Annotated in this window: 24 protein-coding genes; 20 read left to right on the top strand and 4 right to left on the bottom strand. The window is 60.7% G+C overall.

Annotated features, from left to right (window positions below; all coding sequences use genetic code 11):
- Positions 1-210 precede the first annotated feature (210 nt).
- The gene (gene mscL, locus ACTG27_RS21895) at positions 211-621 is read left to right on the top strand and encodes a large-conductance mechanosensitive channel protein MscL (protein ID WP_042054731.1); all 411 of its coding nucleotides are present in this window, start codon (positions 211-213) and stop codon (positions 619-621) included.
- 72 nt (positions 622-693) lie between these two features.
- On the opposite strand, the gene xerD is transcribed toward mscL, so the two are convergent.
- Positions 694-1,593: a site-specific tyrosine recombinase XerD gene (xerD, locus tag ACTG27_RS21890; RefSeq protein ID WP_439980468.1), complete on the bottom strand. Its 900-nt coding sequence runs from the start codon at positions 1,591-1,593 to the stop codon at positions 694-696.
- A 250-nt stretch (positions 1,594-1,843) separates the two neighbouring features.
- Here xerD and fldB point away from each other — a divergent pair, with 250 nt between their 5' ends.
- From fldB to ACTG27_RS21875, 3 genes are all read left to right on the top strand, one after another.
- Complete coding sequence (gene fldB / locus ACTG27_RS21885) at positions 1,844-2,362, top strand: flavodoxin FldB (protein WP_042082737.1); 519 nt, start codon at positions 1,844-1,846, stop codon at positions 2,360-2,362.
- Between the two features lie 202 nt (positions 2,363-2,564).
- The gene (locus ACTG27_RS21880) at positions 2,565-3,965 is read left to right on the top strand and encodes a TldD/PmbA family protein (RefSeq protein ID WP_439980466.1); all 1,401 of its coding nucleotides are present in this window, start codon (positions 2,565-2,567) and stop codon (positions 3,963-3,965) included.
- Positions 3,965-5,305, top strand: a complete 1,341-nt coding sequence (locus ACTG27_RS21875; RefSeq protein WP_158109866.1) for a TldD/PmbA family protein — start codon at positions 3,965-3,967, stop codon at positions 5,303-5,305. The genes ACTG27_RS21880 and ACTG27_RS21875 overlap by 1 nt, the downstream gene beginning before the upstream one ends.
- Before the next feature lie 83 nt (positions 5,306-5,388).
- On the opposite strand, the gene ACTG27_RS21870 is transcribed toward ACTG27_RS21875, so the two are convergent.
- Complete coding sequence (locus ACTG27_RS21870; protein WP_439980463.1) at positions 5,389-5,877, bottom strand: zinc ribbon-containing protein; 489 nt, start codon at positions 5,875-5,877, stop codon at positions 5,389-5,391.
- 145 nt (positions 5,878-6,022) lie between these two features.
- Between ACTG27_RS21870 and leuS the strand changes: the two genes are divergently transcribed.
- The 14 genes from leuS to lipA all read left to right on the top strand — a co-directional run bounded on the left by leuS (position 6,023) and on the right by lipA (position 20,583).
- Complete coding sequence (gene leuS / locus ACTG27_RS21865; RefSeq protein ID WP_439980462.1) at positions 6,023-8,599, top strand: leucine--tRNA ligase; 2,577 nt, start codon at positions 6,023-6,025, stop codon at positions 8,597-8,599.
- Positions 8,600-8,804: 205 nt separating this feature from the next.
- Entirely contained in the window at positions 8,805-9,287 is a 483-nt protein-coding gene (locus tag ACTG27_RS21860) for an LPS-assembly lipoprotein LptE (RefSeq protein ID WP_005335160.1), read from the top strand.
- Complete coding sequence (holA, locus tag ACTG27_RS21855) at positions 9,287-10,324, top strand: DNA polymerase III subunit delta (protein WP_439980461.1); 1,038 nt, start codon at positions 9,287-9,289, stop codon at positions 10,322-10,324. The genes ACTG27_RS21860 and holA overlap by 1 nt, the downstream gene beginning before the upstream one ends.
- Positions 10,318-10,968 (top strand): nicotinate-nucleotide adenylyltransferase, encoded by a 651-nt coding sequence (nadD, locus tag ACTG27_RS21850; RefSeq protein ID WP_439980460.1) that lies wholly within the window; start codon positions 10,318-10,320, stop codon positions 10,966-10,968. The genes holA and nadD overlap by 7 nt, the downstream gene beginning before the upstream one ends.
- A gap of 103 nt (positions 10,969-11,071) precedes the next feature.
- Positions 11,072-11,413, top strand: coding sequence for a ribosome silencing factor (gene rsfS / locus ACTG27_RS21845; protein WP_005335165.1), 342 nt, complete (start codon positions 11,072-11,074; stop codon positions 11,411-11,413).
- A gap of 19 nt (positions 11,414-11,432) precedes the next feature.
- Complete coding sequence (gene rlmH, locus ACTG27_RS21840; protein WP_005335166.1) at positions 11,433-11,900, top strand: 23S rRNA (pseudouridine(1915)-N(3))-methyltransferase RlmH; 468 nt, start codon at positions 11,433-11,435, stop codon at positions 11,898-11,900.
- Between the two features lie 103 nt (positions 11,901-12,003).
- On the top strand, positions 12,004-13,926 hold the full coding sequence (gene mrdA / locus ACTG27_RS21835) for a penicillin-binding protein 2 (RefSeq protein WP_139439940.1): 1,923 nt from the start codon (positions 12,004-12,006) through the stop codon (positions 13,924-13,926).
- Positions 13,919-15,022, top strand: coding sequence for a rod shape-determining protein RodA (gene rodA, locus ACTG27_RS21830; protein ID WP_005335170.1), 1,104 nt, complete (start codon positions 13,919-13,921; stop codon positions 15,020-15,022). The genes mrdA and rodA overlap by 8 nt, the downstream gene beginning before the upstream one ends.
- Positions 15,022-16,020: a lytic murein transglycosylase B gene (gene mltB / locus ACTG27_RS21825; protein ID WP_439980458.1), complete on the top strand. Its 999-nt coding sequence runs from the start codon at positions 15,022-15,024 to the stop codon at positions 16,018-16,020. Before rodA ends, mltB begins: the two co-directional genes overlap by 1 nt.
- A complete protein-coding gene (locus ACTG27_RS21820) occupies positions 15,962-16,942 on the top strand; it encodes a septal ring lytic transglycosylase RlpA family protein (protein ID WP_429146272.1) in 981 nt (326 codons plus the stop codon). The genes mltB and ACTG27_RS21820 overlap by 59 nt, the downstream gene beginning before the upstream one ends.
- Before the next feature lie 186 nt (positions 16,943-17,128).
- Entirely contained in the window at positions 17,129-18,325 is a 1,197-nt protein-coding gene (locus ACTG27_RS21815) for a serine hydrolase (protein WP_439980456.1), read from the top strand.
- 292 nt (positions 18,326-18,617) lie between these two features.
- Positions 18,618-18,881, top strand: a complete 264-nt coding sequence (ybeD, locus tag ACTG27_RS21810; RefSeq protein WP_005335178.1) for a DUF493 family protein YbeD — start codon at positions 18,618-18,620, stop codon at positions 18,879-18,881.
- 62 nt (positions 18,882-18,943) lie between these two features.
- Positions 18,944-19,621: a lipoyl(octanoyl) transferase LipB gene (gene lipB, locus ACTG27_RS21805; protein ID WP_040066806.1), complete on the top strand. Its 678-nt coding sequence runs from the start codon at positions 18,944-18,946 to the stop codon at positions 19,619-19,621.
- Complete coding sequence (gene lipA / locus ACTG27_RS21800) at positions 19,618-20,583, top strand: lipoyl synthase (protein ID WP_005335190.1); 966 nt, start codon at positions 19,618-19,620, stop codon at positions 20,581-20,583. Before lipB ends, lipA begins: the two co-directional genes overlap by 4 nt.
- A 105-nt stretch (positions 20,584-20,688) precedes the next feature.
- On the opposite strand, the gene ACTG27_RS21795 is transcribed toward lipA, so the two are convergent.
- Both ACTG27_RS21795 and ACTG27_RS21790 read right to left on the bottom strand, forming a co-directional pair.
- Positions 20,689-21,252, bottom strand: a complete 564-nt coding sequence (locus tag ACTG27_RS21795; protein WP_101529558.1) for an NUDIX domain-containing protein — start codon at positions 21,250-21,252, stop codon at positions 20,689-20,691.
- Between the two features lie 7 nt (positions 21,253-21,259).
- On the bottom strand, positions 21,260-22,060 hold the full coding sequence (locus tag ACTG27_RS21790; protein WP_042082765.1) for a DUF2989 domain-containing protein: 801 nt from the start codon (positions 22,058-22,060) through the stop codon (positions 21,260-21,262).
- 211 nt (positions 22,061-22,271) lie between these two features.
- Between ACTG27_RS21790 and ACTG27_RS21785 the strand changes: the two genes are divergently transcribed.
- Entirely contained in the window at positions 22,272-23,705 is a 1,434-nt protein-coding gene (locus ACTG27_RS21785; protein WP_368210684.1) for a glyceraldehyde-3-phosphate dehydrogenase, read from the top strand.
- 71 nt (positions 23,706-23,776) lie between these two features.
- Positions 23,777-24,070: a YeaC family protein gene (locus ACTG27_RS21780; RefSeq protein WP_005335194.1), complete on the top strand. Its 294-nt coding sequence runs from the start codon at positions 23,777-23,779 to the stop codon at positions 24,068-24,070.
- Positions 24,071-24,183 lie beyond the last annotated feature (113 nt).

Genomic DNA, 24,183 nt, shown 5'->3' with positions numbered 1-24,183 from the left:
ACAGCTCATCATTCAACCAGCTACTTACCAAAAAATTAATATCACTTTGTACCAAAAAAATGGTTCCCCCCGATTGCCAAGGACTCATAACGCCCGCAAGCTAGTCAGGACGACAGGAACAACGCGGCTTAGCCTCTGTTTTTCCTGACAAGAGTTCGCCCTTTGGCAAGGGTAATCAACGCGCTATCTTGTTTAATTTCGGAGGAAATAATGAGTCTGATTCAAGAGTTCAAAGCCTTTGCCGCTCGCGGCAACGTCATCGATATGGCGGTCGGTATCATCATTGGTGCCGCCTTCGGCAAAATTGTCTCCTCTTTTGTCGGTGACGTGATCATGCCGCCCATCGGCCTGATCCTGGGCGGCGTGGACTTCAGCGACCTAGCTGTCACCCTGAAGGCCGCAGAAGGTACAACACCCGCCGTGGTCATCGCCTATGGCAAGTTCATCCAGACCATCATCGACTTTCTGATCATCTCCTTCGCCATCTTCATGGGACTGAAGGCCATCAACACCCTGAAGAAGAAGCAGGAAGAGGAAGCCGCCGCCCCGGCAGGCCCGACCAAGGATCAGGAGCTGCTGACCGAGATCCGTGATCTGCTGAAATCCCAGCAAGGGAAATAAGCGCCATCTCCTGTCGTGTAGAGATAAAAAAACCGCCTGCTGGCGGTTTTTTGTTTTTGGGAGGCCAGCCACTCAGGCTCTGGGGTGATGCTCCCCGTGCAGCGCCTTAAGTCGCTCGTTGGCCACATGGGTGTAGATTTGGGTGGTGGAGAGATCCGCATGGCCCAGCAGCATCTGCACCACCCGCAAGTCGGCGCCGTGGTTGAGCAGATGGGTGGCGAAGGCGTGGCGCAAGGTATGGGGGGACAGCTCACCGTTTATCCCGGCCCGCAGGGCATAGAGCTTGATGCGATGCCAGAAGGTCTGGCGGGTCATCATACGGGCCTGCTTGGAGGGAAACACCACATCCGAGCTGGAGCCCCCCAGCAGCAGGGTACGGGCCTCCCGGTAGTAACGCTCCAGCCAGTACATCGCCTCCTCGCCCATCGGCACCAACCGTTCCTTGTTGCCCTTGCCCACTACGCGCACCAAGCCCTGACGCAAACTGACATGCTCGGCAGTAAGCCCCACCAGCTCGGAAACCCGCAGCCCGGTGGCGTAGAGCAGCTCCAGCATCGCCTTGTCCCGCAGCTCCAGCGGGTCATCCACCAGCGGCGCACTCAAGAGTGCCTCCACTTCCGCTTCGCTTAAATCTGAGGGTAGTTTTTTCGGCAGCTTGGGCCCCTCCAGCAGCACGGTCGGATCATCGCTGCGCAGCTTCTCGCGGTTAAGGTACTGGTAAAAGCGGCGCAGGGCCGACAGGAAGCGGGCGGTGCTGCTCGCCGCAAACTGGTGATCGACCCGCCAGGCGAGGTAGTGCTGGATCTCGTCCATCCCTGCCAGCAGCAGCGAGCTCCCCTGCTCGTCGAGCCAGAGGGAGAACTTCTCCAGATCGCTGCGATAGGAGCTGACCGTGTTGTCAGACAATCCCCGCTCCAGCCAGAGGGCGTCGAGAAAGGGTTCAATCAGGGGATGGGGGTCGGGTTTGCTCATGGTGCGCTGCAATCAGGGGATCGATGGCCCATTGTAACGCGTCAACTCCTTGGAAAGACAAGGCACTTTCATTGGAAAGATAAGGCACGTTTGCCACGCCCCTTGCCGGGCGGTGAAGGTCGAATGGCAATCTGCTAGACTGGCGCCCTCCCCTTACGTTACCCATCGTGTTGCCAACATGGCGCAGCCCACACGAGCATGCGAGAACGCGCCAAAAGCAAGCGAGAAAGCGCCAACAGAGAGAAGAGCGATGAAGATTGGTCTGTTTTACGGTTCCACCACCTGCTACACCGAGATGGCTGCCGAGAAGATCCGCGCCCTCATCGGCCCCGAGCTGGTGGATATTCACAATATCAAGGATGTCTCCCTGCGCCGGATGGAGGATTACGAGATCCTGATCCTCGGCATCTCCACCTGGGATTTTGGCGAACTGCAGGAGGACTGGGAGTCCCGCTGGGAAGATATCACCGATCTCCATCTGGAGGGGCGCATCGTGGCCCTGTTTGGCCTCGGCGATCAGCTCGGTTATGGTGAATGGTTCCAGGACGCCCTCGGCATGCTGCACGATCAGCTGGTGCCAAAAGGGGTCAAGCTGGTGGGCTACTGGCCCAACGAAGGGTACGAATTCGATGCCTCCAAGGCACTGATCGACGATGGCCGTCACTTCGTCGGGCTGGCCCTCGATGATGCCAACCAATATGACCAGACCGATCCGCGCATCGAGCAGTGGGTCGAGCAGATCCTGAGCGAAATCCACGCCCTGCTCTGATCTTTCCCACGTTTTGGCAAAACGACTCTGAGCGCCTGGCCCTGGCTGCCGGGCGCAGTTATCGCACCGATTTTCTCAATCGGTATCATCGCATGACGCTATAGCGACTTTTTTGTGCTGGTCTGCAACAATGGACTCGACATCCCATAACAATCAGAGCCGGATGTCGGAAGCAAACGGACAGACCAGAAAAGGATATTCTATGACTCCATTCTCCCTGTTGGCCCCCGCCATTGCCCGTGACGTGCTCGATCACGCGCTGGCGCTGGGTGCCGATTTTGCCGAGCTGTTTGTCGAGCGCAAGCGCCGCAGCCAGCTCAGCCTGCTCTCCAGCCAGATAGAGAACATCAGCGGTGGCCTCGATTTCGGCATCGGCGTGCGCCTCTGCTACGGCCACAAGGTACTCTACGGCTACACCAATCTGGCCAGCCGCGACGAGCTGCTGCGCATCGTCACCCTGCTGGCGGCCAAAGACCGCCGCGACCCCGTGGTGACCGCCACCGCCTTCGATTTCACCCGCCTGAGCGATCGCAACCCGGTGGCCCTGCCCTTGTCGGCAGACAAGCTGCTGGAGCAGAAGATCGCCTATCTGCACGCCATGGATGCGGCGGCCCGCGCCGAGAGCGACAAGGTGAGCCAGTTCTCCGGCAACGTGCTGGGCTGGGAGCAAGAGGTGGAAATCTTCAACAGCGAAGGGCTGCAAGTCGCCGATCGCCGCCACTACAACCGCATCATGGCCCAGACCATCGCCATGGAAGGGAGCGAGCAGAGCGTCGGTTACGAGGCCCCCGGCGCCCTGATGGGGTGGGAGCATGCCGATCGCATCGATCCGCGCGAGCTGGCCCTCACCGCCACCCGTCAGGCACTGGTGAAACTGGGCGCGGCTCCCTGCCCGAGCGGCACCCTGCCGGTCATCATGGAGAACGGCTTTGGCGGCGTCATCTTCCACGAGGCGTGCGGTCATCTGCTGGAGACCACCTCGGTGGCCAAGAAGGCGTCGGTGTTCCACGACAAGATGGGCCAGCTTATCGCCAATCCGGTGGTCAATGCGGTGGACGAGGGACTGCAAGGCAACGCCTGGGGCTCCATCAACGTCGATGACGAGGGGATGGCGACCCAGCATACCCAGCTCATCAAGGACGGCGTACTGACCGGCTTTCTGGTGGACAGAATGGGTGCCCTCAAAACGGGCTACGCACGCACCGGCTCGGGGCGGCGCGAATCCTACAAGTACGCCCCCACCTCGCGCATGCGCAACACCTATATCGAACCGGGCCACCACAGCCTCGACGATATGCTGGCCACGGTAGAGCACGGCATCTACGCCAAGAAGATGGGGGGCGGCTCGGTACAGCCCGGCACCGGCGAGTTCAACTTCAATGTACAGGAGGCCTACCTCATCGAGCACGGCAAAATCACCAAGCCGCTCAAGTCAGCCACCCTGATCGGTACCGGCCCGCAGGTGCTGAAAGAGATCTCCATGGTGGGCAGCAATCTGGCGCTGGCCGCCGGTATGTGCGGCTCGGTCTCGGGCTCGGTGCCCACCTCGGTGGGCCAGCCGGCGCTGAAAGTGGACAACATTCTGGTGGGAGGGAACGCCTGATGAGCACCATCGACATGAATCAACTGCTCACCCGCCTGCTCGACAAGGTGGCCGACCTCAACGCCGAGGCAGACATCATCGCCAATCAGGAGAAGGCCTTCTCCCTCAAGGCAGACAAGGGCGAGCTGGGTGAATACAAGGTCACCAGCAGCCAGCAGCTCGGTATTCGCCTGATCAAAGAGGGTCGGGTCGGCATCGCCTACTCGGAATCCCTCGATGAGCTGGCGCTGGATGCCATGCTGCAGGATGCGCTCGATGCCAGCCGCTTTGCCAAGGTGGATCCGGATCAGCGCATCTCGGTGGCCAATAGCCGGATCACCACAGATTGCGCCGAGATCAACCAGCCCGATACCACGCCGGTTGAGAAGAAGATCGCCCTGGCCCTGCGCCTCGAATCAGACATGCTGACCATGCCCGATGTGAGCGGCGCCCCCTACAACAGCTTCTTCGAAGGTGAGAGCCAGCTCTGGCTCGCCAACAGTCAGGGTACCCTCTGCCAGCACGGCGAGTTCAGCGTCGGCTGCTACACCTCGGCGCTGGTGGAACGGGATAGCCGCCAGTCGATGCACTCGCAGGGGCAGTATGGCCGTCGCTTCGACGAGCTGGATAGTCAGGCCCTAATCGAGCAGATCTACGCCATCGCCGATGGTCTGCTGCCCGGTGAAGCGGTGCCGAGCGGTCGCTACAGCGTCATCTTCAGTACCAACTGCTTTGCCAGCCTGTTTGGCTGCTTTCAGGGTGTGCTGTCGGGCAAGTGGGCCCAGCAGGGGATCAACCCCTGGCGGGAGAAGGTGGGACAGAGCGTCGCCTCGCGCTGGCTCACCCTGGAGAGCCGGGTCTATATGCCGGGCGGCATGAACATCAAGGCGTTTGATGGCGAGGGGGCGGCCAGCTCGGATCTGCTGCTGATTGGCGAAGGGGAACTCAAAACCCTGCTCCACAACAGCGCCACCGCCCGCCACTTTGGCGTCGCCAGCAACGGCTCGGCCGCCCGCGGTGCCCGCAGCGCCCTCGATGTGACCGCTCGCCATCTGGTGTTTGGCGCCGGCCCCCATAGCGAAGCGGAGGTGCAGAGCGGCGACTATCTGGAGCTGGTCAAGCTGGACGGTCTGCATTCGGGTGCCGATGCGGTGAGCGGCGACTTCTCGTTTGGCGCATCAGGGTTCCTCTGCCGCGATGGAGTTCGCCTGCAGCCGGTGCGCGGCATCACGGTAGCAGGCAACTTCTACCGCCTGCTGGGCGAGCTGGAAGCGGTCGGCGATACCCTGCACCACAACGACGGCAAGGGCTTCTACGCCCCGCAGATCCGTTTTGGCGGCCTCTCCGTCGCGGGCAAGTAAACGTCCCGACGAAACCTGCAAGCAAGAAAAAGGCGCCTGATGGCGCCTTTTTCTCGTTATCTCGTCCACATTGATGGCATGACTCAGGGCGAGAGCGGCTCGCGATGATACTCGGCGCAGCCACATTCGGGGCAGGTATCGAGCTGTTGTGGGTGTAGCACGGTATGGCGCCAGCCACACTGGTCGCACACCATGACCCCAAGCCCCACCCAGTCGCCCGCCTCATAGACGCCCTTGTGCTCCAGCTCGTCGGCCAGCTCGCGCCACTCCACCTGGGCGCGGTCGGTCACATCCGCCAGCCAGGACCAGGCGGTATCTTTGAGCGCCAGCATAAAGGCAGACTCCTCCACCAGCTCATCCTTGCGCCCCTCGTCATAGTTGCCCAGATCCCGCTTCACATACTCGGCGATCAGCGCCAGCTCGTCCTGAGTGAGGTCACTTGCTGCCTCCAGATAGGCCTGCACCTTGGCAATCATCCGGTTGAGGCGCTCCCCCTGGAACTGCTCTGTCTCTTGCCACTGCTTTTGCAGTTCGGCAATGAAGGTTTCATACCCTTTTTGACGTTTGTCCATGGCTGTTACTCCTCTGCTAAATCCCTTTCTGGCCCGGCTTCAGGCTTGACGGATGCTGGCGGTTGTTGCCGCCGCAGGATATGGGTATTCTATTGCGATTTCCCAGCTGATTTATCTATTCATTTCACAGATCCGGATGTCACCAATGCAAGAGCAATACGTTCCCCAATCAATCGAACCAGCAGTGCAGAAGCACTGGGATGCCAAGAAAACCTTCAAGGCCGTGGAAAAAGTAGACAAAGAGAAGTTCTACTGCCTCTCCATGTTCCCCTATCCGTCTGGTCGTCTACACATGGGGCACGTTCGCAACTACACCATAGGTGATGTGATCTCCCGTTATCAACGCCTCAATGGCAAGAACGTGCTGCAACCCATCGGTTGGGATGCGTTCGGTCTGCCGGCGGAAAACGCCGCCATCAAGAACAACACGGCGCCGGCCCCCTGGACCTACGAAAACATCGAATACATGAAGAACCAGCTGAAGATGCTGGGTCTGGGTTATGACTGGGATCGTGAAGTCGCCACCTGCAAGCCGGACTACTACCGCTGGGAACAGTGGTTCTTCACCAAGCTCTACGAGAAGGGTCTGGTCTACAAGAAGACCTCCTCCGTCAACTGGTGCCCGAACGACATGACCGTACTGGCCAACGAGCAGGTGGTCGACAACTGCTGCTGGCGCTGTGACACCCCGGTGGAGCAGAAAGAGATCCCCCAGTGGTTCATCAAGATCACCGACTACGCTGAAGAGCTGCTCAACGACATCGACAATCTGGAAGGCTGGCCGGAGATGGTCAAGACCATGCAGCGCAACTGGATTGGCCGCTCCGAAGGGGTCAACATCAGCTTCGCCATCGAGGGTCAGGCTGAGCAGCTGGAGGTCTACACCACCCGTCCGGACACCTTCATGGGCGTCACCTATGTCGGTATCGCCGCTGGCCACCCGCTGGCCCAGCAGGCCGCCGAAAACAATCCGGAACTGGCAGCCTTTATCGAAGAGTGCAAGAACACCAAGGTAGCCGAAGCCGAACTGGCCACCATGGAGAAGAAGGGCATGGCCACTGGCCTCTACGCCATTCACCCGCTGGATGGCCGCAAGGTGCCGGTCTGGGTCGCCAACTTCGTGCTGATGAACTATGGCACCGGCGCCGTGATGGCGGTACCAGCCCACGATCAACGTGACTTCGAATTCGCCACCAAATATGGCCTCGACATCAAGGCGGTCATCAAGCCGGTTGATGGCGACGTCGACGTGAGCGAAGCCGCTTACACCGAGAAGGGCGTGCTGTTCAACTCCGGCGAGTTCGACGGTCTCGACTTCCAGGGCGCCTTTGATGCCATCGCCAACAAGCTGGAAACGCTGGGCAAGGGCAAGCGCACCGTCAACTTCCGTCTGCGCGACTGGGGTGTCTCCCGTCAGCGCTACTGGGGTGCCCCCATCCCGATGCTGACCCTGGCTGACGGTACCGTAGTGCCGACGCCGGAAGACCAGCTGCCGGTACTGCTGCCGGAAGATGTGGTGATGGATGGCATCCAGAGCCCAATCAAGGCCGACGCCGAGTGGGCCAAGACCACCTACAACGGTCAGGAAGCGTTCCGCGAAACCGATACCTTCGACACCTTCATGGAGTCCTCCTGGTACTACGCGCGCTACTGCTCTCCGGACTACGACAAGGGCATGCTGGACCCGGCGGCTGCCAACCACTGGCTGCCGGTGGATCAGTACATCGGCGGCATCGAGCACGCCTGTATGCACCTGCTCTATGCCCGCTTCTTCCACAAGCTGCTGCGTGACGCAGGGCTGGTCAACAGCGACGAGCCGTTCAAGCGCCTGCTCTGCCAGGGCATGGTGCTGGCCGACGCCTTCTACTATAAAGACGAGAAGGGCGGCAACGTCTGGGTCAGCCCGACCGACGTCAAGGTAGAGCGTGACGAAAAGGGTCGCATCACCAAGGCCATCGACAACGAAGGCCGTGAAGTGATTCACTCCGGTATGACCAAGATGTCCAAGTCCAAGAACAACGGCATCGACCCGCAGTTGATGGTCGAGCGTTACGGCGCCGATACCGTCCGTCTGTTCATGATGTTCGCCTCTCCGGCCGAGATGACTCTGGAGTGGTCCGACTCCGGCGTAGAGGGTGCCCAGCGCTTCCTGCGTCGCCTGTGGCGCGTCACCTTCGAACACGTCTCCGGTGGCGCCGTTGCCGCACTCGATGTCGCTGCTCTCACCAACGAGCAGAAAGCCATTCGTCGTGAACTGCACAAGACCATCGCCAAGGTGAGTGATGACGTGGGTCGCCGTCAGACCTTCAACACCGCCATCGCCGCCATCATGGAGCTGATGAACAACCTCGCCAAGCTGGGTAGCGACGAGCAGGACCGCGCCCTGATGCAGGAAGCGCTGGAAGCCGTGGTAGTCATGCTCTACCCCATCACTCCGCACATCGGCTTCGAGCTGTGGAAGATGCTGGGCAAGGGCGACGACATCGATCACGCAGCCTGGCCGGTGGCCGATGAAGCGGCCATGGTCGAGACCGAGAAACTGGTGGTAGTGCAGATCAACGGCAAGATGCGTGGCAAGCTGACCGTGCCGGCCGAGATCAGCCAGGCCGACATCGAGAAGCTGGCAATGGCCGATGCCTCCGTGCAGAAGTTCACCGACGGTCTGACCGTGCGCAAGGTGATCTATGTACCTGGCAAGCTGCTCAATATTGTCGCTAACTGATCGGTTGCCAACTGATGTCATACCATTTGGCGACCTTGGCTGACTGTGTGGCCACTCATGGGTAACGACGTACCGGCCCATGACAGCTCAACATTGTCGCTAACTAATTGGCTGCCAACTGATCATTGCCAATCTGTGACAGCAAACGGATGATAACGGCGGGCCCTGCGCCCGCCGCTTTCCCTTAATGCAAAGAGGATTTTCTATGGGCACCATCTTCACCCGCTGGATGGCCATCGTGCTGGCAGGTCTGCTGCTGCAAGGCTGCGGCTTTCACATGCGCGGTAACGGCATTCCGAGCGAGCTGATGACCATGAAGGTCGTGGGCGACAACAAGAGCGACTTCTACCGGATGGTTACCACCCGTCTGAAGGCCTCTGGCGTGACCCTGGCCGACAAGGAGGGCATTCCGGTGCTCACTCTGGGCGGCGTAGGCAGCACCAGTCAGGTTGCCTCGGTCAACGCGCTGGGGACGGACACCGAATATGTGCTGGGCTTTGGTACCCAGTTCACCATCTCGGTACCGGGCAAGCCAACTCAGGTCTTCCCCATCAACTTCAACCGCAGCTTCCTCAACAAGCCGGATGCAGCGCTCGCCTCCTCCCGTGAGCAGGAGCAGCTCAACCGCGAAATGCAGGAGCAGGCGGCCAATCAGGTGATCCGGCAGTTGAGTCAGGTCAGCTTCTGATGCGGATTTACCCGGAACAATTTGGTGACCACCTCAAAGCAGGGCTTCGGCCCTGCTATCTCGTTTTTGGCGACGAGCCCCTGTTGCGACTGGAGGCCATCGATGCCATCCGTCAGATCGCCCGCAAGCAGGGTTTCGATGAGCGCCACACCTTCGTGGTGGAGCAGGGGCTGGACTGGAATCAGGTCTACGATGCCTGTCAGGCCATGAGCCTCTTCTCCGCCCGCCAGATCATCGAGCTGGAGCTGCCCGCCAAGGTGGACAAGGATCTGGCCGCCCGTATCAGCGAAATTGGCAAGCAGCTTCATCCCGACCTGCTGCTGGTGCTGAGTGGCGGTCGCCTCAATCAGACCCAGATGAAGGCAGCCTGGTTCGACAAGCTCTACCAGATTGGCACCTATGTGCCGGTCAACCATCCGGAGCCCAAGTTCTTCCCGCGCTGGATGAGCGGCCGTTTTGCGCGTTTCGGCCTCAAGGCGCTGCCGGATGCCATCAACTTCATGTGCCACTCCTACGAGGGCAACCTGCTGGCCGCCAGCCAGGAGATCGAGAAGCTGACCCTGCTCTCGCCGCCCCAGCCCATCAGCGTCACCTATCTGCAAGAGACCATTATCCGCCACGCCCACTTCACCCCGTTCCAGCTGGTTGATACCCTGCTGGAGGGCAAGGTGAACCGGGCCCAGCGCATTCTGGCAGCTCTGCGGGCCGAAGGCACCGAGCCGGGGATGCTGGCCTGGACCCTCTGCCGCGAGCTGGAGCAGCTGACCGAGCTGTCGCTGGCGATGCGCAACGGCCAGCCGCTGGGTGAGCACTTCAGCCGCTTGCGCATCTGGCAGAGCCGCCAGCAGCTCATTCAGCAAGCACTGACCCGCCTGCCGTTTGCCAAGTTGCAGCAACTGTGGCAACTGATGGCCCAGCTGGACGATGCCCAGCGCCGCTTCGATACCGAACAGGCGTGGCTGATGCTGCAGACCATTGCCCTCGGCTTTCGTGATGGCACCCCGCTGCCGCTGGTTATGGAGAGCAGCCCGTGCTGAAGGCGCCCATTGGCCTGCTGGGGGGCACGTTCGATCCTATCCATATCGGCCATCTGCGCCCGGCCATCGAGGCGCGCGATGCCCTCGGGCTGGCCGAGATGCGGCTGATCCCGAACCATATCCCGCCCCACCGTGCCAATCCGTTCTGCTCCAGCGAACAGCGCCTTGCCATGGTCAAACTGGCGGCGGCGGAGAACCACCACTTTGTGGTAGATGAGCGTGAGCTGAGACGGGACAAGCCCTCTTACACCATCGATACCCTGATCGAGCTGCGTCGTGAACTGCCCGAGACGCCGCTCTGTTTTCTGATGGGGATGGATTCCCTGCTGAGCCTGCCAAGCTGGCACCGCTGGCAGGAGCTGCTCGACCATGCCCATCTGGTGGTGAGCGTGCGGCCGGGCTGGCAACCGGATTATCCGGCCGGGGTGGCGCAGCTGCTGGCGCGCCATCACACCGCGGATGCCAACGCGCTGCATCAGCGTCTGGCCGGTCATATCTGGCTGGCGGACAACCAGCCCATCGAACTGTCAGCCACCCGACTGCGGGCCTTGCTGGATGCGGGGCAAGACACCCGCTACCTCTTGCCCGAGTCGGTTGCGCACTATATTGATCAACAGGGGCTCTACCGCGCCAACCGCCGCTAGCCCCTGTCGTAATCCCGCCCCACCCGATGGGAAACGGGAGTGACCATGATATAATCCGCCGCCCTGACGCAAACGTTGCGCGCCGGAATACAGGAGAGACTCATTGCAAGGCCAAGAATTGCATGCCTTTATCATCGACAAGATCGATGACATGAAAGGCCGCGACATCATCACCCTCGATGTACGCGGCAAATCCAGCATTACTGACACCATGATCATCTGTTCCGGCAACTCCAGTCGTCACGTCAGCGCCATTGCCCACCATCTGGCCAGCGAGGCCCGCCACGCGGGTCTGGACCTGCTGAGCGTGGAAGGGCAACTGAGCGGTGAATGGGTGCTGGTAGATATGGGCTCGGTGATCGTGCATGTGATGCAGGATGAACACCGAGACTTCTACCAACTGGAAAAGCTGTGGAGCGGTGCCGCTCAAATGAATACGCAATAAGAGCACAAGTGTAACGACCATGAAGATCCAGTTGATTGCGGTGGGCACCAAGATGCCCGCCTGGGTAGAGCATGGCTTCGAAGAGTATCGTCGCCGCTTCCCCAAAGACATGCCGTTTGAACTCGTCGAGATCGGCGCAGGCAAACGGGGCAAAAATGCCGACATTCCCCGCATCCTGCAGAAGGAAGGGGAAGCCATGCTGGCGGCTGCGGGGCGCTCGCGCATCGTCACCCTCGATATTCCGGGCAAGCCCTGGACCACGGAGCAGCTGGCCACCCAGCTGGAGGCGTGGAAACTCGATGGCCGCGATGTCGCTCTGCTGGTAGGCGGGCCGGAAGGCTTGTCCCCCGAGTGCAAGGCTGCTGCTGAACAGAGCTGGTCACTGTCACCGCTCACCCTGCCCCATCCGCTGGTGCGGGTGCTGGTGGCAGAGAGCCTCTATCGGGCCTGGAGCATCACCACCAATCATCCGTATCATAGAGAGTGAGCCATGCGTCTCTGGAGTCTCACCGCTCATATTCACCCCTATCACAGAGAGTGAACAATGCAGTTCCTGCTCTTATTGCCCCCAAGGGTCTTGAGGTAAAGGCATGCTGAAACAACGCATCGAAATGCGCGATCACAGTGCCGAGGGCAATCTGTTCTTCCGGCGCACCCTGGTAGCCTACATCGGTATCGTCGTGCTGATGCTGGTGCTGCTGGGCAATCTCTATTATCTGCAGGTCGAGTCCTACGACACCTACCAGACTCGCTCCAACTCCAACCGCATCCGCGTGGTACCGGTGGCGCCGCCACGGGGCCTCATCTATGACACCAACGGTGTGCTGCTGGCGGAAAACCGCCCGGTCTACAGTCTGGAAATCGTGCCGGAAGAGACCAAGGATCTCGAAAAAACCGCCGACCAGCTGATCACCCTGCTGAGTCTGCCGGAAGGCACCAAGGAGAAGTTCCTCGCCGAAGTGAAGCGCCAGCGCCGCTTCAAGCCGGTCCCCCTCTACGAGAAACTGACCGAATATCAGGTAGCCCTCTTCTCGGTCAATCAGCATAACTACCCGGGCGCCAGCATCGAGGCCTACCTCAAGCGCTACTACCCGTTTGGGGACACCCTCACCCACGCTTTGGGCTATGTGGCCAAGATTAATACCCGTGACGTGGAGCGCCTCGAGAAGGAAGAAAAACTCGCCAACTACGCGGCCACCAAGGATATCGGCAAGCAGGGGGTGGAGAAGTATTACGAAGATGAGCTGCACGGTGTGGCGGGCTATCAGGAGGTCGAGGTGAACAACCGCGGCCGGATTGTCCGCACCCTCAAGTTCCAGCCACCTATTCCGGGCAAGGATATCTACCTCAATATCGACGTCCGGATGCAGCTCAAGGCCCAGCAACTGCTGGCTGGCCAGCGCGGTGCCATCGTGATGATGGACCCGAAAACCGGCGCCATCCTGGCCCTGGAATCGAGCCCCAGCTACGACCCCAACCTGTTCGTGACCGGTATCTCCAGCGCCAACTACTCGGCGCTCCTCAACGATCCGGCGCGGCCGCTGGTGAACCGCACCACTCAGGGCATTTATGCCCCTGCCTCCACCGTCAAGCCCATGATGTCCATCATGGGTCTCAACGAGGGGGCCATTACCCCGGGCTACCGCTATTTCGGCGGCCCGAGCTTCTCCATTCCCGGTACCACCAAGAAGTTTCGCGACTGGCGCCGCTGGGGTCATGGCTGGCTCGACGTCTATCGCGCCATCGAGGTCTCGGCAGATACCTACTTCTACGATCTCGCCTATCGGGTCGGCATCGACAAGATCCACAGCTACATGACCAAGTTTGGCTTCGGTCAGTACACAGGGGTCGATCTCTATGAAGAGACCAAGGGTGTCATGCCGTCCCGTGACTGGAAGATGGCCCGTTGGCGCCAGCCCTGGTATCAGGGTGACACCATCTCTGTCGGTATCGGTCAGGGCTACTGGAGCGCCACCCCGCTCCAACTAGCCAAGGCGATCAGCATCCTGACCCAGAATGGTCACGACGTCACCCCGCACCTGCTCAAGAGCACCGCCTCCCAGGCGGGGGTGGTCGATGCCCCCATCAACCCCAATATCGCCCTCAAGCTCAAGAACGACAGCTTCTGGAAAGTGGCGCAGGATGGGATGTGGCGAGTCAACCATGGCAGTGAAGGCAGTGGCCGTCACTCGTTTGCCAAGGCGCCTTACTCCTCAGGCGGCAAATCGGGCACAGCCCAGGTAGTCGGTTTGAAGGAAAATCAGGTTTACAACATCAAGACGGTCAAGGCGGAACATCGCGATAACGCTTTGTTCGTTGCTTATGCCCCCTTCGAGGCGCCCAAAGCGGTGGTAGCTCTGGTACTGGAAAACTCCATCGGAGGTGGCGGTGGTCGAGCTGCATCGCCCATTGCACGCCAGATGCTGGATGCCTATCTGCTGCCCCCTGATCCGCAACTGCCACCGGCACCGGAAAAGCCGTCCCAACCGAGTGAGGTCGCCCCCAATGAGTAATTCTGCCCGCCAGCAGAGCATCTGGTACAAGCTGCATATCGACTTGCCCCTGCTGCTCGGTCTGCTGGCCGTGATGACCCTCTCCATGGTGGTGCTCTACTCCGCCTCCGGTCAGGATATGGACTCCATCGTGCGCCAGCTGGTGCGCGGCGGTCTCGCCTTTGCTCTGATGATCGGCCTGGCCCAACTGCCCCCCTCCCTCTACGCCCGCTGGTCGGTGCCGCTGTTCGCCGTGGTGGTGCTGATGCTGATTGCGGTGGACGTGTTCGGCCACATCGGCAAGGGGGCCCAGCGCTGGCTCGATCTGGGCTTTATGAAGTTCCAGCCCTCCGAGGTGATGAAGCTCTCCATGCCGATCATGGTGGCCGCCTGGCTCAGTCGCCACTCGCTGCCCCCCAAGTTCAGCCATGTGGTGATCGCCCTCATCATGGTGCTGCTGCCCACCCTGCTGATCGCCGCCCAGCCTGACCTTGGCACCTCCATTCTGGTGGCCGCCTCCGGCTTCTTCGTCATCTTCCTGGCGGGGCTCAGCTGGTGGCTGATCGGCTTGGCGGTCCTGCTGATGCTGGCCTTTATGCCAGTGCTCTGGTTCTTCCTGATGCACGACTACCAGCGCCAGCGGGTGCTGATGCTGCTCGACCCGGAGAAAGACCCGCTCGGCCGCGGCTATCACATCATCCAGTCCAAGATTGCCATCGGCTCCGGCGGCGTCTTTGGCAAGGGGTGGCTGCAAGGGACCCAGTCCCAGCTGGAGTTCCTGCCTGAGCGCCATACCGACTTCATCTTCGCAGTATTCAGCGAGGAGTTCGGTCTGGTGGGGGTTGCCCTGCTGCTGGTGCTCTACCTCTACGTCATCAGCCGCTGTCTGTTTATCTCGATGCAGGCCCAGAACAGCTTCGAGCGGCTGCTGGGCGGCGCCATCACCCTCACCTTCTTCGTCTATGTGTTCGTCAACATGGGCATGGTGAGCGGCATCTTGCCGGTGGTGGGGGTGCCCCTGCCGCTGGTGAGCTATGGCGGTACCTCCATGGTGACCCTGATGGCCGGATTCGGTATCCTGATGTCCATCCAGACTCATAGAAGACTGCTCGCCTGATGAGACGGGTTGGATTGCTGCTCTCGCTCGCCACCACGATGGCGACCGCCGCCGTGGCGCCGGATCGGTTGGCCCTGCTCGCCGACCAGCAGCAGGTGCCGCTGGCGGAGCTGCAGGCTGCCGTCGCCCGCGCCCAGTTACGGCAGGAGGTGCTCGACACCATCAGCAAGCCGTGGGAGGCCAAGCCCTGGCATCGCTACCGGCCGCTGTTTGTTACCCCGGATCGCATCCGTGATGGCCAGCAGTTCTGGCAGCAACATGCCGAGACGCTGGCCCGCGCGGAGCAGACCTATCGGGTGCCCGCCTCGCTCATCGTGGCCATCATAGGGGTAGAAACCTTCTATGGTCGCCAGATGGGCCGTCATCCGGTGCTCGATAGCCTCTACACCCTGGGGTTTCACTACCCCGAGCGGGCCGACTTCTTTGCCAAGGAGTTTGCCCAGCTGGTGGTGCTGGCCAAAGAGGAAGGGTGGCAACTCGATGCCCTCAAAGGCTCCTATGCCGGCGCCATGGGGATGGGGCAGTTCATGCCCTCCAGCTACCGCCACTACGCCATCGATTTTGACGGGGATGGCAAGCGGGATCTGTTTGCCAACCCGGTCGATGCCATCGGCAGCGTGGCCAACTATTTTGCCAGCCACCAGTGGCGCTGGGGAGAATCCGTGGTGGAGCCGGCCCAGATCGGGTTGATGGCAGTCGAACCTCTACTCAGGCCTGAGCCCGAGTTAACACAACAGTGGTCAGAACTGGCGGCGGCAGGGATTGAGCTCGCCACGCCGCTGGCCCCACAGACGCCGGTCAAGTTGCTGGCGTTTGCCCAAGCCGATGGACCGGAATACTGGGTCGCACGGCATAACTTTTATGTGATCACCCGTTACAATCGCAGCCCACTCTATGCGATGGCGGTGTATCAACTTAGCCAAGCCATTCAGGAAGCGTATGCATCTTCGTCACAAACTCCTCCCGCTCAGCCTGAGCTTGTTGTTGGCCGCCTGTAGCAGCCAGCCGGAACAGTCCGTCCCCGTCGAGCCGCAAGCACCGGTCAGCAAGCCACCCGTTATCGAGATCCCGCAAGCCACCGGCGCCATTCCGCGCCCCGAGCCCCTGAGTGCCAGCGGCAACCGGGACTACTGGATCGGCAAGCAGAAGCACGAGGTGTGGCGCGACATCAAACACTACAGCGAAGAGGGCACCGCCAGCTGGCTGTCGCCAGATCTGGACGGCCAGAAGACCGCCAACGGCGATGTGCTGGACAGCAAGCTGTTCAGTGCCGCCCACCGCAACCTGCCCATCCCGAGCTATGTGCGGGTCACCAATCTGGACAACGGGCTGGAGACCATAGTGCGGGTCAATGACCGCGGCCCGTTCAACAGCCCGCGCCTGATCGACCTATCCTACGCAGCGGCCAAGCAGCTGGAGATGGTCGATAGCGGTGAGGCCCGAGTACGGCTGGAGCTGATCAGCGACACTCCGGACCAGATGGTGATCATGGAGCCGATGAAGCCCATCGAAATGACTCCGACCACTCCGGCTGCGGCCTCCAACACGCTGTCGCAAGATGGCTTCCTGGGTGAACCAACCGCACTGGCGATGGCCACTCCCGCCGCCGAACCCGCTCCTGTCAAGGCGCCCGCCGCCAAGCCCGCCAAAGCGGCACCTGTCAAGCCAGCGCCAGCCAAGGCTGCAGCTCCTGCCAGCAGTGGGGATGGCAAGATGATCCAGGTACTGGCCAGCGGCTCCCGGGATCGGGCCGAGGCGATGGGCAAGGTGATGACCCAGCGTTACGGCGTGCCCTACCGGATCGATGCCCATGGCGCCATTTTCCGGGTGCTGATTGGCCCGGTCGCCGCCGACCAGCAGGCAAGTGTGCTGGAAAAAGTACGTCAGGGCGGGCTGGAACAGGCCTTTATCGTGCCCTGATCGCCCCACTTTGCTGCGGATGTGACTAACCGCTTACTCACTGTCATCACGTCGTTTTATGGCGTGATGACAGGGAGTGATGGATAAAAAACCAGTTCTGATCGCCATCTCGGGCTATAACCTGCGGGCGCATCTGGTATAGTTAGGCCCGCATTTTATCCCCATCTGGCTCGCAGGAATTTCAAGATGTCCAAATTTGCCCGTTCAGTTCTTCTGGCCTCACTGATCAGCGTAACCGCCCAGGCCAATACGCCGGTGCCGACACCGACCCCGAATGCCATGCCCATGGTGGTTCCCGCCGCGCCGGAGATCTCCGCCAAGGCCCATATTCTGATCGACTACTACTCAGGTCAGGTGCTGGCCGAGCAGAACGCCGAAGAGCGTCTGCCGCCCGCCAGTCTGACCAAGATGATGACCTCCTACATCATCGGCCAGGAGCTGCTGAAGGGGAACATCAAGCGCACCGACATAGTGACCATCAGCCAGAACGCCTGGTCCAAGAACTACTCCGACTCCTCCAAGATGTTTATCGAGGTGGGCAAGCAGGTCTCCGTCGATGATCTCAACAAGGGCATCATCATCCAGTCCGGCAACGACGCCTGTGTCGCCATGGCCGAATTCCTGGCGGGCAGCACCGACTCCTTCGCCAGCCTGATGAACAGCTGGGCCGCCAAGCTCGGCATGAATGACAGCCACTTCATGAACCCGCACGGTCTGGATGCGGAAGGTCACTACAGTACCGCTCACGACATGGCCCGTCTGGGTCAGGCGCTGATCCGCGACCTGCCGGAGGAGTACAAGATCTACTCCCAGAAATCCTTCGTGTTCAACGGCATCACCCAGCACAACCGCAACCGCCTGCTGTGGGATCAATCCCTGCAGGTGGATGGCATCAAGACCGGCCACGTCAGCCAGGTCGGCTATAACCTGGTCTCCTCTGCCACCAACAACGAAGGCATGCGCCTGATCGCCGTGGTACTGGGCGCCAGCAGCGAAGCCTCCCGCGCCGCCGAGAGCAAAAAACTGCTCACCTATGGCTTCCGCTTCTTCCAGAGCCTGACCCCGTACAAGGCAGGCACCGAGTTGGTCACCCAGAAGATCTGGATGGGCGACAAACCGGAAGTGAAACTGGGCGTCGATAAAGATGTCTCCGTGCTGGTCACCCGCGGTCAGGGCAACAACCTGAAGGCTGACTTCCAGCTCGACAGCGAGCTGAAAGCGCCGCTGGCCAAGGGTCAGCGCGTCGGTACCGTGTTCCTGAAGCAGGGCGACAAAGAGATCAAGCAGGTGCCGCTGGTAGCCCTGGAAGAGGTGCAGGAAGGTGGCTTGATGAGCCGTCTGTGGGACTACCTGGTACTGCTGGTCACCAGCTGGTTCAAGTAATCCAACGCACAATCCTCACCAAACAGCGGCGCCAACAGGCGCCGCTGCTGTCTGTGACCGGCAAAGGCAGTGAATAACCCTGTAAACTGCAGGTTCCGCCTTACCCTGATTTGTGGTAAAAAGCAGCACTTCCATCCTTGTCTGACCGATCCTGGCCTTGATCCCGGTCCGGGCAGCGCCCATATAGTTATGAGCCGTGCCCATATAGACTTGAAATGGCGGCCTCCACGGGCCATCGGCCACTAGCCATCCAAGATGAAGTCATCCCGGTGATGACGCAAAAGGTGAGTAAATGAATACCAAGTTTGATGAACTGCTGGAGTTTCCCTGCAAATTCCCGTTCAAGGTACTCGGCGTTGCCGACCCGGCACTGCCGGAAATGGTGGTTGAAGTGCTGCAGCAGCACGCCCCCGGCACTTACAGCCCGACCGTCCAGCCCAGCTCCAAGGGCAACTACCACTCGGTCCGCGTGACCGTGACTGCCCAGAGCAAGGAGCACATCGAAGCGATGTACCACGCCCTTGGCAAGATCGAGCTGGTGAAATACGTACTGTAATTTCTCTCTCGCCCCGTTCTGCGGGGCGACTGTTTTTGGCCGCAGCACGCCGCGAGGACGCCATGTCATCCCAGATCCCCGCCCAGTCCAGCCTGATTGTCAGGCAGCTGGGTCGCCGCCCCTACCAGCCGGTATGGGACGCCATGAAAGCCTTCACCGACAACCGCACCAGCGACACCCCGGACGAGTTCTGGGTGGTCGAGCACGATCCCGTCTACACCCAGGGTCAGGCCGGCAAGGCCGAACACCTGCTCAATCCGGGCAATATCCCGGTGGTGCAGAGCGATCGCGGCGGTCAGGTGACCTATCACGGCCCGGGCCAGCTGGTGCTCTACGTACTGGTGGATGTCCGCCGCTGCAAATTCTCGGTTCGCGAGCTGGTGACCGCGCTGGAGACAGCCATCATCAACACCCTCGCCAAAAGCGATATCCAGGCCTATGCCAAGGCCGATGCCCCCGGGGTCTATGTGAAAAATGACCTTGGCATGGAGGCAAAACTGGCCTCGCTGGGTCTGCGCATCCGCAAGGGGTGCTCGTTCCACGGGCTGGCCCTCAACATCAACATGGACATGACCCCCTTCCTGCACATCAATCCGTGCGGCTATGCGGGCATGGCCATGACCCAGACCAGCGCTCTGGGCGGCCCGCAGAGCGTGGCCGAGGCGCAATCCATTCTGGTGGCCGAGCTGGCCCGCCTGATTGGCTATCAAACAATAACAAACACCGAGAGTGAATCATGAGCAAACCCGTTCGTATGGAGCCGGGCGTCAAGCTGCGCGATGGCGACAAGATGGCCCTGATCCCGGTGAAATTCATGCCGGATCCCAACGAAGAACTCCTTCGCAAGCCGGACTGGATGCGGATCAAGCTGCCCCCCTCCAGCCAGAAGATCGAACACATCAAGAGCACCTTGCGCAAGAACAAGCTGCACTCGGTCTGTGAAGAGGCTTCCTGCCCCAACCTGGCGGAGTGCTTCAACCACGGCACCGCCACCTTCATGATCATGGGTGCCATCTGCACCCGCCGTTGCCCCTTCTGCGACGTGGCCCACGGCCGCCCGCTGGCACTCGATCCGGAAGAGCCGAAGAAGCTGGCGCTGACCATCAAGGAGATGAACCTCAAGTATGTGGTGATCACCTCGGTGGACCGCGACGATCTGCGTGACGGCGGTGCCCAGCACTTCGCCGACTGCATCCGCGAGATCCGCGAGCACAGCCCGCAGACCCGCATCGAGATCCTGACCCCGGACTTCCGTGGCCGGATGGAGCAGGCACTGGAGGTGTTCCGCGAGACCCCGCCGGACGTCTTCAACCACAACCTGGAAACCGCGCCGCGCATGTATCGCGTCGCCCGCCCGGGCGCCGACTACAAGTGGTCGCTGGAGCTGCTGCGCCGCATCAAGGAGATGCACCCCCACGTACCGACCAAGTCCGGTCTGATGATGGGCCTTGGCGAGACCAACGAAGAGATCGTCGAGGTACTCAAGGATCTGCGCGCCCACGGCGTCAACATGCTGACCCTGGGTCAGTATCTGCAGCCGAGCCGCCACCACCTGCCGGTGAAACGCTACGTGCCGCCAGCAGAGTTTGACGAGCTGAAAGATGTCGCCATGGAGTTGGGCTTTACCCACGCCGCCTGCGGTCCTTTCGTTCGCTCTTCCTACCATGCTGATCTGCAAGCCAAGGGCGAAGAGGTCAAATGATCTCGCACGACAGAGTGGCCAAGTAACTGCCACCCTCGCAATGAAAAAGAGCGCCTATTGGCGCTCTTTTTATTGGTGTCACTGACCGTTGCTGCTTGATCTACTTCAGTAGCCGTGGTCGAAGATCCCCTGCTGATGCCAGCGTTGCAGCTGGGCCAGCACCCGGGTCTCTCGCGCCGTCCACTGGGGACAGGGCCCCGCCAGCTGGGTCTTGTTGGTCTGCAGCGCTTCGTCGAGGGCAAACCAGCCGGGCACGAAGCCAAGGCGGATCTCGTAGGGCTGCGGCTGCGGGGCCACCAGCTGATCGCCAATCCGGCACAAGTAGTAGAGCGAGCGGATGCAGTAGGCATCGAACCCCGGCTCGCGGGCGGCGCGATATTCACGGGTCTCGCCAAGCAGGCCCCCCACTTCCCGCAGCTCGGCACCACACTCCTCCAGCAGCTCGCGAGCGAGCGCCACATGGTGGCTCTCCCCCGCTTCAATGCCGCCCCCGGGGAACATCAGATCGCCGTTGACCCGGGAGTGCACCAGCAGCAGCTCGTCGCCACGGGGCACCACGGCACGCACCGTGAGGCGCTCAAGCGTGCGGCCATCGGTACGTACCTCGCCATGAACGAAAGAGAGATCGAACGGATTGGGCCAGCAGCTGGCCGGGGAGAGCATCGTCATCACTGCCTCAGGGCCGGTAGTTGCCATGCTTGAGCTGCTCGACAATTTCGGCAGCCCGCACATCGTAACCATCCTGCTCTGTCTTGCTCAGGGTGTGGTAGATGCCAAAACGCTTGGCTGAGACCTCGGGGCTATCCTGAAACGACTCGCTCACCTTGCCCCACAAATAGGCCAACCCGTACTGTTTCTGACCCATATAGAGGGTGCTGAGGGAGGTGAACATGCGGCTGTTCACCTTATCCCCCTCCTGATAGAGGGATAGGCCATGCTGCAGGGTGGCAATGGCCTTTTCGGGGTCGCTCTTGGCGTAGATACCGCCGAGCGCCAGTTGCAGCTCGGGTTCATCCAGCGCCTTGGTGCCTTCCAGCGCCATAAACTGCTGACGAGCCAACTCGTTGGTGTTGTTGGTCCAGTGCCAGAGCAACAGGTAGGGATCTTGCGAATTGCGGGTCGCCGCATCGAGCTGGGCCAACTGATCCCCGGCCGCCAGCATACCCTCGACCCGTGGACTCTTCTGCTCGCGGGCATTCTTGTATTCAATGCTGGTGGAGCGCTCGGCACACTTGAGATAGCGCTCAAGGTTGCGCATCAGCTCGTACTTGCGCCGATCCGTCCCCTCTTCCTTGAGATAGAAGCGACTGCGGATCACATCGGTACGCTCGTAGCGACACCAGCCATCGTCCACCAGATCCTGGCAGAGCTCGGGATGATTGCCACAGATATTGTGGATCCGATCGTCATTGCAGCCAGCCACGGCAAGGCCGACTGAAAGCATGATGAAGGTCTGTCGCAGGGGGAAATTGGCCATGGTTCACATCTTGTTGGTAACGCGGGTTGGTAACAACTGGCGCCTTTACGGGCCACCTCCGGCTAGCAAACCGGTTACATATCCATTACAATGCGCGCGCCATATAAGGCCGCGATTGCAGAATAATATAACGAAATATACACCCCTACACTGATCTGCATTCGACGAATTTTCTATTTACACCAACAACGTGAAATAAAGGATCTGGTCAATGACCCACGAGCACTACTTGCAAGCGTGGCAGGAGAGCCAGGAGCTCGCCGAAGCCATGCAGCCCTTGATTGGTCGCCTCTACCGACAACAAGGGGTCGAGATCACCCTCTACGGCCGCCCGCTGCAAAACGCCTCCACCATCGATATCCTCAAGGCCCACCGGGTCGTCCGCCGCCACCAGGGCGCGCCCCTCCCCATCCAGCAAAGCTTCCCCCTGCTTCAGGCCATCGTTGCCCTCAAACCCACCGCCGCCGAGGTTGACCTTGGCAAGCTGGCGGTTGGTTACTGGCAGGATCATCAGGATGAGGCGGGGATCGAGGACTATCTGCAAGCGCGACTGGCTCCGGCCCTTGGCCGCAGCCAGATGCCGCAGCCGACCGACGTGGTGCTCTACGGCTTTGGCCGTATCGGCCGCCTGCTGGCCCGCCTGCTGATCGAGCGTACCGGCGCTGCCAATCCGCTGCGACTGCGCGCCATCGTGGTACGCGGTGGTCGCGACGGAGATCTGGAGAAACGTGCCAGCCTGCTGCGACGCGACTCAGTGCACGGCCCCTTCAATGGCTCCATCGAGGTGGATGTGGAGCGCAGCGCTATCATCGCCAACGGCACCTTCATTCAGGTGATCTACGCCAATAGCCCGGCCGACATCGACTACACCGCCTACGGCATTCACGATGCGCTGATCGTCGACAACACCGGCGTCTGGCGCGATGATGCGGGTCTCTCCGAGCACCTGAAAGCGCGCGGTGCCGGCAAGGTGCTGCTGACCGCTCCCGGCAAAGGGGAGATGAAGAACGTGGTGTTCGGGGTCAACCATGAGGTGATAGGTCCCGATGACAGGATCATCTCCGCCGCCTCCTGCACCACCAATGCCATCACTCCGGTACTCAAGGTGATGCAGGAGCGGTTCGGCATCCGCCACGGCCACGTGGAGACGGTCCACTCCTACACCAACGATCAGAACCTCATCGACAACTACCACAAAGGCGAGCGCCGCGGTCGCAGCGCGGCCCTCAATATGGTGATGACCAGCACCGGCGCCGCCAAGGCGGTGGCCAAGGCGCTGCCCGAGCTCAAGGGCAAGCTGACCGGCAACGCCATCCGGGTGCCGACCCCCAATGTGTCGCTGGCGATTATCAATCTGTCGCTGGAGCAGGCCACCGATCGGGAGAGCCTCAACGCCTATCTGCAGCAGATGGCGTTAAGCTCGGCCCTCCATCGCCAGATCGACTTCAGCGCTAGTACCGAGCTGGTCTCCTCCGACATGGTAGGTTCCCGTTATGCGGGCATCGTCGACTCCCAAGCGACCATCGCCGAGGGGGATCACTGTGTGCTCTACGTATGGTATGACAACGAGTTCGGGTACAGTTGTCAGGTAGTGCGGGTGATGGAGCAGATGGCTGGCGTAGTCCGCCAGGATCTGCCGGCATAGACCGATAGGGTCTACCTGCATGGCCCATCAGATCCCGCTGTTTATGGCTCAATAGTTCAAGGAGAGGCCGGATGTCGTTTCAACAGGGTGAGTTTTTACAAGCTATCAGGCAGATGCCCGAAGAGGTGTACGAGCGGCTCAAAACCGCAGTCGAGCTGGGCAAGTGGCCCGATGGCAAGCCCCTCACCGACGAGCAGAAAGCCACCTCACTGCAAGCCGTGATGGCATGGCAGGCGATGCATCTCGACAACCCCGAGCACATGAACATCGGTCGTGACGGCGAAATCGTGATGAAGAGCAAGAGCGAACTCAAGCGTCAGTATCGCGACGAGGAAGAGATAGTGCGGGTCGACCTCAACCACTGAGTCTTACCCGGCAGGCCGCTCGCTGCGGCCACAACAGAGAGGGGAGCCATGATGGCTCCCCTCTTTTTCCTAACTTATCACCCCTCGTCACCAGTGCAATGCGCTGCGCTTAT

The organism is Aeromonas sp. 97A, from assembly GCF_051919185.1.
In the GTDB taxonomy this organism is placed as follows: Bacteria; Pseudomonadota; Gammaproteobacteria; order Enterobacterales; family Aeromonadaceae; genus Aeromonas; species Aeromonas veronii.
Note: the sequence above shows the minus strand (reverse complement) of the source record. Positions and strands in the feature narration are given on the sequence as shown.

Excerpts from the sequence above, each read along its gene's own strand:
- mscL (WP_042054731.1), top strand. The coding sequence starts at position 211 with ATGAGTCTGATTCAAGAGTTCAAAGCCTTTGCCGCTCGCGGCAACGTC.
- xerD (WP_439980468.1), bottom strand. The coding sequence starts at position 1,593 with ATGAGCAAACCCGACCCCCATCCCCTGATTGAACCCTTTCTCGACGCC.
- fldB (WP_042082737.1), top strand. The coding sequence starts at position 1,844 with ATGAAGATTGGTCTGTTTTACGGTTCCACCACCTGCTACACCGAGATG.
- ACTG27_RS21880 (WP_439980466.1), top strand. The coding sequence starts at position 2,565 with ATGACTCCATTCTCCCTGTTGGCCCCCGCCATTGCCCGTGACGTGCTC.
- ACTG27_RS21875 (WP_158109866.1), top strand. The coding sequence starts at position 3,965 with ATGAGCACCATCGACATGAATCAACTGCTCACCCGCCTGCTCGACAAG.
- ACTG27_RS21870 (WP_439980463.1), bottom strand. The coding sequence starts at position 5,877 with ATGGACAAACGTCAAAAAGGGTATGAAACCTTCATTGCCGAACTGCAA.
- leuS (WP_439980462.1), top strand. The coding sequence starts at position 6,023 with ATGCAAGAGCAATACGTTCCCCAATCAATCGAACCAGCAGTGCAGAAG.
- ACTG27_RS21860 (WP_005335160.1), top strand. The coding sequence starts at position 8,805 with ATGGGCACCATCTTCACCCGCTGGATGGCCATCGTGCTGGCAGGTCTG.
- holA (WP_439980461.1), top strand. The coding sequence starts at position 9,287 with ATGCGGATTTACCCGGAACAATTTGGTGACCACCTCAAAGCAGGGCTT.
- rlmH (WP_005335166.1), top strand. The coding sequence starts at position 11,433 with ATGAAGATCCAGTTGATTGCGGTGGGCACCAAGATGCCCGCCTGGGTA.
- mrdA (WP_139439940.1), top strand. The coding sequence starts at position 12,004 with ATGCTGAAACAACGCATCGAAATGCGCGATCACAGTGCCGAGGGCAAT.
- rodA (WP_005335170.1), top strand. The coding sequence starts at position 13,919 with ATGAGTAATTCTGCCCGCCAGCAGAGCATCTGGTACAAGCTGCATATC.
- mltB (WP_439980458.1), top strand. The coding sequence starts at position 15,022 with ATGAGACGGGTTGGATTGCTGCTCTCGCTCGCCACCACGATGGCGACC.
- ACTG27_RS21820 (WP_429146272.1), top strand. The coding sequence starts at position 15,962 with ATGCATCTTCGTCACAAACTCCTCCCGCTCAGCCTGAGCTTGTTGTTG.
- ACTG27_RS21815 (WP_439980456.1), top strand. The coding sequence starts at position 17,129 with ATGTCCAAATTTGCCCGTTCAGTTCTTCTGGCCTCACTGATCAGCGTA.
- ybeD (WP_005335178.1), top strand. The coding sequence starts at position 18,618 with ATGAATACCAAGTTTGATGAACTGCTGGAGTTTCCCTGCAAATTCCCG.
- lipB (WP_040066806.1), top strand. The coding sequence starts at position 18,944 with ATGTCATCCCAGATCCCCGCCCAGTCCAGCCTGATTGTCAGGCAGCTG.
- lipA (WP_005335190.1), top strand. The coding sequence starts at position 19,618 with ATGAGCAAACCCGTTCGTATGGAGCCGGGCGTCAAGCTGCGCGATGGC.
- ACTG27_RS21795 (WP_101529558.1), bottom strand. The coding sequence starts at position 21,252 with ATGACGATGCTCTCCCCGGCCAGCTGCTGGCCCAATCCGTTCGATCTC.
- ACTG27_RS21790 (WP_042082765.1), bottom strand. The coding sequence starts at position 22,060 with ATGGCCAATTTCCCCCTGCGACAGACCTTCATCATGCTTTCAGTCGGC.
- ACTG27_RS21785 (WP_368210684.1), top strand. The coding sequence starts at position 22,272 with ATGACCCACGAGCACTACTTGCAAGCGTGGCAGGAGAGCCAGGAGCTC.
- ACTG27_RS21780 (WP_005335194.1), top strand. The coding sequence starts at position 23,777 with ATGTCGTTTCAACAGGGTGAGTTTTTACAAGCTATCAGGCAGATGCCC.